This is a genomic window from Actinoplanes sp. NPDC048791 (genome assembly GCF_040650095.1).
Lineage (GTDB): Bacteria > Actinomycetota > Actinomycetes > Mycobacteriales > Micromonosporaceae > Actinoplanes.
In genome coordinates this window covers 1-3,353 of sequence record NZ_JBEZGQ010000913.1, presented here as the reverse complement: position 1 = coordinate 3,353, position 3,353 = coordinate 1, and the positions used below count along the sequence as shown (strand labels likewise).

Annotated in this window: 5 protein-coding genes; 2 read left to right on the top strand and 3 right to left on the bottom strand. The window is 72.6% G+C overall.

Annotated features, from left to right (window positions below):
* Positions 1-599, bottom strand: a 599-nt coding sequence (locus AB0C29_RS39620) for a tetratricopeptide repeat protein (protein ID WP_360831882.1), incomplete at its 3' end; no start/stop codon positions are given.
* Between the two features lie 71 nt (positions 600-670).
* The gene (locus AB0C29_RS39615; protein WP_360831879.1) at positions 671-1,909 is read right to left on the bottom strand and encodes a spore photoproduct lyase family protein; all 1,239 of its coding nucleotides are present in this window, start codon (positions 1,907-1,909) and stop codon (positions 671-673) included.
* 60 nt (positions 1,910-1,969) lie between these two features.
* Here AB0C29_RS39615 and AB0C29_RS39610 point away from each other — a divergent pair, with 60 nt between their 5' ends.
* Complete coding sequence (locus AB0C29_RS39610) at positions 1,970-2,566, top strand: DUF2975 domain-containing protein (RefSeq protein ID WP_360831876.1); 597 nt, start codon at positions 1,970-1,972, stop codon at positions 2,564-2,566.
* Complete coding sequence (locus AB0C29_RS39605; protein ID WP_360831874.1) at positions 2,566-2,832, top strand: helix-turn-helix transcriptional regulator; 267 nt, start codon at positions 2,566-2,568, stop codon at positions 2,830-2,832. Before AB0C29_RS39610 ends, AB0C29_RS39605 begins: the two co-directional genes overlap by 1 nt.
* Here the strand turns inward: AB0C29_RS39605 and AB0C29_RS39600 are convergent.
* A partial coding sequence (locus tag AB0C29_RS39600) for an SDR family oxidoreductase (RefSeq protein WP_360831871.1) occupies positions 2,775-3,353 on the bottom strand: 579 nt, incomplete at its 5' end. The genes AB0C29_RS39605 and AB0C29_RS39600 overlap by 58 nt on opposite strands.

Below are 3,353 nucleotides of genomic sequence, written 5' to 3'. Positions count from 1 at the left end.
ATGGCGCCCGCCTCGTCGAGGATCGCGTCCGCGTCCGCGCGCCGGCCCTGGGCGGCGGCGATGTAGGCCAGCCCGACCATGTTGGCCGCCACGCCCGGCAGGGCCCCGATCTCCCGGCGCAGCCCGGAGGACTCCTCCAGCCGTTCGCGCGCCTCATCCAGCCGGCCCGCCGTGTGTGCGGCGATGCCCAGGTGCCGCAGCGCCTCGGCCCGGGTCGGCTGGTCGCCGGCCTGGGCGGCCAGCCGACAGGAGCGCTCCAGGTACGGAACGGCGCTGTCGTTGTCCCGCCGGATGACCTGGTGCAGGCAACCGATCCAGAACAACGCCTCCGCCTCGCCGCGTACGTCGCCCAGCGCCCGGTACAACTCGGCTGCGCGGGTGAACAGCGGCAATTCGGCTGGGTTCTCGACGGGTGCCGGGCCGTCGTCGGCGCGTTCGCTCAGGAACCGTGCGTGCAGTATCCGTCCGCGGGCCAGAGCGGTGTCGGCTTCCACGGCGTCGAGGTCCCGTTCCGCCTCGGCCAGCCCGCCGACATCGCCGTTGTACACCGCCTGGTGATACGACTTCCCGGCTCGTTCGATCCGATCCTCGGCGCTCATCGCCGCCCCCGTTCCAGCATCGGCTTTCATGCTGACGCCGCAGCCTAGTCCGCCGGCCGGCCTGGTGATGGTCACGTCCAATAGAGAATCCGGCACGACGGCAGCCGGGCAGCGATCTCCGCCTCGAACCAGCCGCGCAGCTCGGCCATCGTCCCGGCCGGGTAGACGTACTTCACCGCGCCGAACTTGCCGTGCTTGCGGCTGCGGGACTCCTCGTCCATCTCCAGCTTCGTGCGCGGGTACCAGCCCAGCAGCACCTCCTTGCTGCCCGGGGTGAAGCGGTGGGTGATCAGCTCCGCGGTCAGATCGAGCCCCGGTACGCCCTCAACCGCGGCCGCCACCTGATCCAGCAGCCGGCCGTAATGGGTGCGCCAATCCTCGACCGGCATGATCGGCGCGATGGTCAGGCCGACCGGATAGCCGTCGAGCGCCAGCTTGCGCAGCGCCGCCAGCCGGTCCGCCACCCGGCTCGTGCCGCCCTCCATGCGGTCGCTCACCGGCGCGCAGTTGACGCTGAGCCGGACCCGCGTACGCCCGGCGTGCGGCAGCCCCACGAACGTGCCGACGTCGTCGAACTTGGTCGTCCAGCGCAACTGCACCGGCGCGTCCCAGGCCCCGAAGTGCTCGACCGCGCGACGCCAGCTGCCGGTCAGATGTTCCAGGGCCAGCGGGTCGGTGTAGCAGGACGCCTCGAAGGTGGTGCCCTCGTCGCGGCGGGCGGCCCGGCGGCTGGTGATCGTCCCGCGCCCCTCGTACGCGGCCAGGCCGGCGAGGATGTCGTCGAGGTCGGCGTACACCCGGGTCACCGGCGGCCCGGACAGGGAGCCGGCCAGGTAGCAGTACTGGCAGTGGGCCGGGCAACCCTCGGCCAGGTCGAACCGCCAGTCGGCGCTGGGGGCGATCGGCTGGAGGGTGCGCCGCGCGGGCGGGCTCACCACGATGGCCATGGTGGCTTTCGCGCGGGCGTACGTCTCCCGGTCGGTCTCACCGCGTACCCCGGTCAACCGGTTGGCCCGCAGCCGCTCGACCTCGATCCCCCGGGCCTCGACCAGCGCCATGATCCGCCGCCCGTGCGGGTGGTCGTAGGCCGCCGGGGTGGCCACCACCCGCCGCGGCGTCCACCGGCGCGCGGGCCGCGCGGGCGGCGCGACGGCGCTGAGGTCGAAGGTGCGCACCGCCTCCCCGCTGGCGCTGTGCGGGGCCGCGGGCACGTCCGGGGCGAGCGGCTGGTCGACGTCGATGGCGTGGTCGGTCACCCCGGGCAGGTACCCCGGCCAGGACGGATCTACCGGCCGGCGTTGACGGGCCACCCGGACCGGCATATCGTTTCTCGATATCCATATCGTTTCTCGATACGTCAGGCGGGTCTCATGGACGCACAGTTGGGCCGCTGGCTGCGGCGGTTGCGCGGCACCGCGACGTTCATCGCGGTCGCCTCCCTCTGCCTGGCCGTCGCGGTGCTGGTGATCGCCGCCATCCCGGGTTCACCGGTCGCGCTGGGGCTTCCGACGGACATGCTGACCGGCTGGGACACCATCCGCGGCATCGCGCCCGGGGTCGTCGTCGACCCGGCCGGTGAGGTCGTCTTCTCCGTGACGGACCCGTCCCTGGCCCAGCGGCTGCTGTCCGCGGCGACCTCCGTCCCGGGTCTGCTGCTGATGGCCTGGATCGCACGGCGGATGGCCACCGTGCTGCGCGCCGCGCAGGACAGCGACCCGTTCACCCGGTGGACCGTCCGCGAGCTCGACCGGACCGCGAAGATCACCGCGTTCGGCGGGGTGGCGGTCTGGGCGATCACCGTCGTCGCCGAATGGACGCTGTCGACCACGATGCTGACCTCGGGCGCGGCGGTGACCACGCACGGGTCCCTGGCCGGCTGGCTCGCCGTCGCGCTGATCTTCGCCGCGTTCGGTCAGCTCATCGCCCGCGGCGTGGCGATGCGGGCCGAGCTGGACACGCTCGTCTGATGGGTGAGGACGGGCACCGGATCACGGTGCACCTGGACTCGCTCCTCGCCGCGCGCGGCATGACCCTGGTCGAGCTGTCCGCCCGGGTCGGCGTGACGGTGGCGAACCTGTCGATCCTGAAGAACGGGCACGCCCGGGCGCTGCGCTTCAGCACCCTCACGGCGATCTGCGACGCGCTGGACTGCACCCCGGGCGACCTGCTCAGCGTTCAGCGCAAGGTGATGACGTTGCCGGTGATCAGCGCGGAGGCGTCGGAGGCCAGATAGGCGATGACCTCGGCCACCTGGGCGGGGGTGGCGACGTTGACCAGTGCCGTGCTCCGGGCCACGAACTCGCGGACCGCGTCGGTCACCCAGCCGGTGTCGGTCACCGGCGGATGGATCACGTTGGCGGTGATGCCCAGAGGCGCCAGCTCGACCGCGGCGGACATCGTGTAGTTGGTCTGGGCGGCTTTCGCGGCGCCGTACGAGACCTCCTGCGGGAAGCCGAGTTCGGCGCCGGACGTCAGGCCCACGATCCGCCCCCAGGTCGCGCCGCGGGCGGCGTGCCGGCGGGCGAACTCGGCGATGAGCAGCGCCGGCGCCATCGCGTCCACGGCGAACTGCTGCGACCAGGTGGCGACGGTGACCGGCTGCATCTGCCGGCCGTGCTGGTCGACGGCCTGCGGGCTGAAGGTGTCCTGCACCCAGCCGGTGGCGTTGTTGATCAGGATGTCGACCGGGCCGAAGGTGGCCTCGGCCAGGTCGAACAGGCGCTGCGGGGCCTGCGGATCGGTGAGGTCCTCGTC